At 66.5% G+C, this 6,075-nt stretch carries 7 protein-coding genes; 2 read left to right on the forward strand and 5 right to left on the reverse strand.

The features are described from left to right. Positions 1 to 106, forward strand: a 106-nt coding sequence (locus tag ABS88_RS22930; protein ID WP_502686181.1) for a Bax inhibitor-1 family protein, incomplete at its 5' end; no start/stop codon positions are given. Positions 107 to 190: 84 nt separating this feature from the next. Here ABS88_RS22930 and msrB read toward each other — a convergent pair. The 4 genes from msrB to ABS88_RS22950 form a co-directional block, all read right to left on the reverse strand. Beyond that, positions 191 to 679 carry a peptide-methionine (R)-S-oxide reductase MsrB gene (gene msrB / locus ABS88_RS22935; protein ID WP_502686180.1) on the reverse strand — a complete coding sequence of 163 codons (489 nt, stop codon included), beginning with the start codon at positions 677 to 679 and terminating at the stop codon, positions 191 to 193. Between the two features lie 58 nt (positions 680 to 737). Continuing rightward, the gene (locus ABS88_RS22940; RefSeq protein ID WP_003042048.1) at positions 738 to 1,994 is read right to left on the reverse strand and encodes a cytochrome P450; all 1,257 of its coding nucleotides are present in this window, start codon (positions 1,992 to 1,994) and stop codon (positions 738 to 740) included. 122 nt (positions 1,995 to 2,116) lie between these two features. Next, positions 2,117 to 3,364, reverse strand: a complete 1,248-nt coding sequence (locus ABS88_RS22945) for an ABC transporter permease (RefSeq protein WP_286750692.1) — start codon at positions 3,362 to 3,364, stop codon at positions 2,117 to 2,119. Continuing rightward, positions 3,361 to 4,350 carry an ABC transporter ATP-binding protein gene (locus tag ABS88_RS22950; protein ID WP_058810805.1) on the reverse strand — a complete coding sequence of 330 codons (990 nt, stop codon included), beginning with the start codon at positions 4,348 to 4,350 and terminating at the stop codon, positions 3,361 to 3,363. The genes ABS88_RS22945 and ABS88_RS22950 overlap by 4 nt, the downstream gene beginning before the upstream one ends. Positions 4,351 to 4,407: 57 nt before the next feature. On the opposite strand from ABS88_RS22950, the gene queG reads away from it, so the two are divergent. Then, positions 4,408 to 5,460 (forward strand): tRNA epoxyqueuosine(34) reductase QueG, encoded by a 1,053-nt coding sequence (queG, locus tag ABS88_RS22955; RefSeq protein WP_286750693.1) that lies wholly within the window; start codon positions 4,408 to 4,410, stop codon positions 5,458 to 5,460. Between the two features lie 54 nt (positions 5,461 to 5,514). On the opposite strand, the gene ABS88_RS22960 is transcribed toward queG, so the two are convergent. Further along, the coding region (locus ABS88_RS22960; RefSeq protein WP_286750694.1) for a Yip1 family protein at positions 5,515 to 6,075 on the reverse strand (561 nt) is incomplete at its 5' end.

Raw genomic sequence — 6,075 nt, forward strand, 5'->3', positions numbered from 1 at the left:
CACCGACTTCGTCGGCAAGTCGGTGGTGATGGGCGCGCTGACGCTCTACCTCGACTTCGTGAACATGTTCACCTTCCTGCTCAACCTGATGGGCAGCCGAGACTAAGCGGCGGCGCATCGGAACGGCAAAGGCCCGGCGGAGCGATCCGCCGGGCCTTTTCGTTTGGAAGGTGCTTCAATCGGCGCGGGGTCAGGCGGGGACGAAGCGGAGCGCGGCGCCGTTCATGCAATAGCGCTTGCCCGTCGGCTTTGGCCCATCGTCGAAGACATGGCCCAGGTGGCCGCCGCAGCGCCGGCAATGCACCTCGGTCCGCGGATAGCCGAGTTCATGATCGACCGACGTCGCGATCGCGCCGGGCAGCGGCGCCCAGAAGCTCGGCCAGCCGGTGCCGCTGTCATATTTGGTCTTGCTCGAATACAGCGGCAGCGCGCAGCCCGCGCAGGCAAAGGTGCCGGCGCGATGCTCCTTGTTGAGCAGGCTGGTGTAGGGGCGCTCGGTCGCGGCCTCCCGCAGCACCGCATATTGCGTCGCGGTGAGGCGCTTTTTCCACTCGGCATCGGACAGGCGCCAACCCGGCTGCGCCAGCGGGCGCTTGCCGGGCTTGGCGAACAGCATCGGCGCGGCGATCATCGCGCCGCCCAAGGCGAGGCCCGAAAGCAGATAACGACGTTCGATCATGGCAGGCTCCTCTGCCTTCTAGATACGATGCCGGTCTGCTCCCGGTTTCAGTGCCGCGTCAATATTTCTCGAGCACCACGGGCAGGTGGCGATAGCCGTGGACGAAGCAGGCGTTCACCCGGTCGGGTTCGCCGACCACATTCACGCGCAGCCGCCGCCGCTGCATTTCGGAGATCAGCGCGGTAAGCTGAAGCTCGGCGACGCGTGCGCCGACGCAGCGGTGGATGCCGTAACCGAAGGCGAGGTGACGCCGCGCATTTTCGCGATCGACGATGATCCGGTCGCCGTCGGGGAAGATGCTCTCGTCGCGGTTCGCTGACGCATACCACAGCGCGATCTTGTCGCGCTTCTTGATCTGGTGCCCGAACAATTCGGTGTCTTCGGTGGCGGTACGGCGCATGTGCGCCAGCGGGGTCTGCCAGCGGATGATCTCGTGCATCGCGTTGACCGCGAGTTCGGGATCGTGATTCGCCTCCAGCTTCGCGCGCTCCTCGGGGAAAAGATGGAGGCCATAGGCGTAGGCCGACATCGAGTTGCGCGTCGTGTCATTGCCGCCGACGATCAGCAGGATGAGGTTGCCCATGAATTCCTCATGGCTCATGTGGCTCATCGCATCCGACTGGAGCATGATCGAAATCAGGTCGTGCGTGCCGGGATTCTGCGCCTTGCGGTCCCACAATTCCTTGAACGCGGCGCCCATTTCGAACGCGATCGCGAGGCGAGCCTGGCGTTCTTCGAGGGTATTGAAACTTTCGATGTCGCCGAGCGCGTCGGACCAGGCGGTCAGTTTGTGGCGTTCTTCAAAGGGAAAGTCGAACAGGATGGCGAGCATCTGCGTCGTCAGTTCGATCGACAATTTTTCGACCCAGTCGAACGTTTCGCCGATGGGCAGCGAATCGAGCACTTCGCTCGTCCGGCGCAGCGTGTCGGCGCGCATCCGTTCGATTTCGGAGGGGCCGAAGGCCGGGGCGACGGTGCGGCGCTGCGCGGTGTGCTGCGGCGGGTCCATCGCGATGAACATCGGCATCGGGATTTCGCCCTCCTGCAGATGTTCGATACCGTCGCCCGCGACGGTGATGCCGCCATATTCCCACGAGGAGGAGAAGATCTTGGGCAGCGCCTCGATATGCTGGATCGGCTTGTAGGTCGTTACCGACCAATAGGGACCGAATTTCGAATCGTCGCAGTAATAGATCGGCGATTCGGCGCGCAACTGCGCCATCGGCTGCTGCCAGCGATCCTCGCGCCACATGTCGGCGCGGCTGACGTCGAGCGGATTGACGGTTTCGGGTTCGACGCGAATCTGGGTGGCCATTAGGGGCAGCTCCTCTCAAGGCCGTCGGGCGCGGCCGATTGGGTTGCAGAATGCCACTATTTACAGTTTTGTCAATGAGCCTTTGGGGCGATCACCCTAGAAATGGCAGCGGTCGCCGGACATCAGGCGCGCTGCCGCCGTTTCCAGAATTTCCAGCCGGCCTTGCCGCTCAGCACCCCGGCGCGGAACATCCGGACCGACAGGAAGATGACGAGCGCGACCCACAGCAACTGCCAGCCAAGCGCAAGCAGATGCACCGCCTTCGCATCGTCGGTCGCGGCACGCGCCGCCATCGCGAAGGGCGATGAAAAGGGAAAGATTTCGGCGAAGCGCGCGAGCGGGCTGCCCGGTGCGCTCGCGGCGGCCGAAGAGAGGCTGAACATCCCGACCTGAAAGATGGTGATCGGCAGGCTGAGCATCTGGATTTCGCGCACCGTTCCCGCCTGCGCGCCGACACCGAGGAACACCGCGCCGAGGAGGAGGAAGGCCATGATGAAATAGACGAAGCAGATGCCGACGAAAAAGCCCCAGCCGGTAGCGGGCACCGCGAGCATCGCCGCGACCGGCTTTCCCGCGCCTGCCGCCGAGAGCGTGGCCGGGTCGATCTGGGTTGCCGCGATCAGTCCGCCGCCTGCCGCCATCGCGAGCCAGAAGGCGATAAACAGCACCGCGACGCCGAGCATGCCGAGCAGCTTGCCGAGAAAGACGCTTTCGAGCGGTACCGCAGCGGCGAGGATTTCGATGACCTTGTTGCCCTTTTCCTCTGCCAGCGAGCTGACAGTCTGCCCCGCGAGCAGCAGCGTCATCAGGAAGATCGCAAAGACCGCGCCGAAACCCATCGACTGCTGCACCGCGATGCTCGTCCCGCCGCTGCGGATAGATTCGAAATGCGCAGCGACCGGCGGCACCGCGCCGGCAGCGCGGTCGCGCAACACCTCTTCCGCGAGCAGCGCGAGATAGCGACCCGAGCGGCTGCCCTCCTCGCGTTCGACGATGCGCGGCGCGGCGAGCGGGCCGACCATCACCGCATAGGTGTCGGCGCCCTTTTCCTGCGCGATGACCAGCGGATCGTCGCCCTTCGGCGAGGCGATCCGCACGTCGAGCGTTGCGGGACCGCGGCCGCCCAGCGCGTCGCGCAAGCGCGTGTCGGCGCTGCGCAGCGCCGCGACATCGCCCGCGTCGGCGACGACGACGATGCGCCCTGCGCCGCGCGCGCTGTCGGCGAGCTGCGATGCGCCGAGGCCGCCGACCAGGCTCATGCCGAGCATGAACAGCGGTGCGAGCAGGAAGAGGAGAAAGGTCGGCGTCGCCACGATCGCGAGAAAGTCGCGGCGCGCGACGACCGCCATATTTTTCAGAAAGGGGGTCATGCGCTTGCCTCCGCAGCGGCTTCTTCGGCGGCGTCGGCGGCGAAGCCCGCGTCGACCTGACGCACGATATGGACGAAGGCATCGTGCAAGCCGGGGCGCGCGATCGACAGGCCGGCGACGCCGTGCCCGCTGGCGGTGATCCGCGCGAGCAGCGGTTCGACCCCCGCGTCGTCGATCGCGAAATGCCAGGCGTCGCCGCGCCGCTGCGCATCGGCGGGCAGCAGCGCCGCGATCACGCCATCGTCGGCGCCGGTGCGCGGCGCGTAGCGCACCTGCATCGGCAGCAGCGCGCGCGCCTCGTCGACCGTGCCCTCGAAGCGGCGCTGCGACCGCGCGATGATCGCGAGCCGGTCGCACAGTCGCTCGGCATGCGCCATGACATGGGTGGAGAAAAGGATCGTCGCGCCGCGATCGCGTTCGCGCCGCACGAGCGTTTCAAGCCGCTCCTGATTGACCGGGTCGAGTCCCGAAAAGGGTTCGTCGAGCACGATCAGGTCGGGAGCATGGACGATCGAGCCGATGAGCTGAACCATCTGGGCCATGCCCTTCGACATCTTGCGGATCTTTTCGTCGATGACGCGTTCGAGCCCGAGTTCGGCCATGAAGGTCGCGGCGCGGCGGCGGCCTTCGCCCCAGTCGAGTCCGCGCAGCGCGCCCATGAAAGCGATCGCCTCGCGCGCCTTCATACCGGGATAGAGGCCCCGTTCTTCGGGCAGATAGCCGATGCGGTGGCGCACCGATTGCGGCTTGTGGCTGCCGAACAGGCGGCTCGTCCCCTCGTCGGGATCGATGATGCCCAGCGTCATGCGCAGGCTGGTGGTCTTGCCCGCGCCATTGGGACCGAGAACGCCATAGATGCTCCCGACCGGTACCTCGAGGTCGACATGATCGACCGCCTTGAATTCGTCGAAATATTTGGTGAGGCCGCGCGCCTCCACGCAATAATCGGTCAAACGCTGGTCCCCGCTCGCTGAATCGGCCCGCATATCATCACTGTATCATCGCTCTATGGCACGGCCCGCCGCCTGTCGTATAGGGGCGCAATGCTTTCCAATGCCTTGCCCCCGATCGAAGAGCGGCTCGCGGCCACTGCACGCGCGCATGGCTTCGCGGCGTTCGGCATCGCGCACGCCGACGCGGCACCGCAAACCGCGGCGCGGCTGAGGCAATGGCTCGCCGACGGATGCCATGGCGACATGATCTGGATGGAAAGCCGCGCCGAACAGCGCGGATCGCCGCAAGGGCTGTGGCCCGAGGTGCGGTCGGTGATCGCGCTCGGCATGAGCTACGCCCCCGGCACCGATCCGCTGGCGCTCGCGGGGGCGCCCGACCGCGGCCGCATCTCGGTCTATGCGCAAGGGGCCGATTATCATGACATCGTCAAAAAGGCGCTGAAGCATGTCGCGCGCTGGCTCGTCGCCGAGGCGCCGGGGGCGGAAGTGAAGGTCTTTGTCGACACCGCGCCGGTGATGGAAAAGCCGCTCGCCGCCGCTGCCGGGCTCGGCTGGCAGGGCAAGCACAGCAATATGGTCAGCCGCGAACATGGCAGCTGGCTGTTTCTGGGCGCCATCTACACGACGCTCGATCTGGCGCCGTCGGTTCCGGGGCGCGATCGGTGCGGCAGTTGCACCGCCTGTCAGCAGGCCTGCCCGACCGCGGCCTTTCCGGCGCCCTATCGCGTCGATGCCCGCCGCTGCATCTCCTATCTGACGATCGAGCATGACGGGCCGATCCCGACCGAATTCCGGCGCGCGATCGGCAACCGCGTCTATGGCTGCGACGATTGTCTGGCCGTGTGCCCGTGGAACAAGTTCGCCGACACCGCGGCGCGGCACCGGGCGTTTCTGCCGCGCGGCGAACTGGCGGCGCCCGCGCTCGCCGATCTGCTCGCACTCGACGATGCGGGGTTCCGGCAGATCTTTTCAGGCTCGCCGATCAAGCGGATCGGGCGGGGCCGCATGGTGCGCAACGCCGCGATCGCGGCGGGCAACAGCGGGGATCGCGGTTTGCGGCCGCGCCTGATGGCGCTGGCGAGCGACGAATCGCCGATGGTCGCCGACGCCGCGCGATGGGCGCTCGAGCAACTGGCGGAGTGACGGCGGGAGACGGCGATCGCGCCGCCCCCCTCCGTCGCCGGTCCGCCTTCTTGCCTAGAATCCCCGCATGAAGGTCGCGGTGATCGGGGCGGTAATCGCGCCGATAACGAGTGCGACGACGATCGCCGCGACCACGATCAGGATCGTGTAGGTCATCGCCTTGTCCTGCGGCGCGCGCATCAGGCGGGGCAGTCCGAGGTAAAGGAGATAGAGGCCGTAGAGGCCGAGCAGCGACAGCCAGGAAAGCGCGGGCAGGATCGCGAAGATGCCCGCGACCCAGCTCGCGGTGCCCGAATAGGCCGCGACCTTGAACGCCTGAACGCGGTTCTGCGTCGCTCCGAAGCTGGGGGCGAGCGCGTCGATGATGAGCGCGAGGATGAAGACCCCGATCAAGGTCGTCGCATATTGCACGACGGCCGAGGCGACGGCCGAGCCGACCGAGGGGCGATAGGTGAAGCCCATTACCGAAAAGCCGAAGGCGAGCATGCCGATCAGCCCCGCCACCGCGGGAATCGCCGCCAGCGGGATGATATAGCGGCGATAGAGGCCGCCGATCGTTTCGGCTTCGCCGTCGATCACCTCCCACTCGCGCGCGGGCTGGAGCAAGATATTCTT

Source organism: Sphingopyxis sp. SCN 67-31, assembly GCF_001725095.1.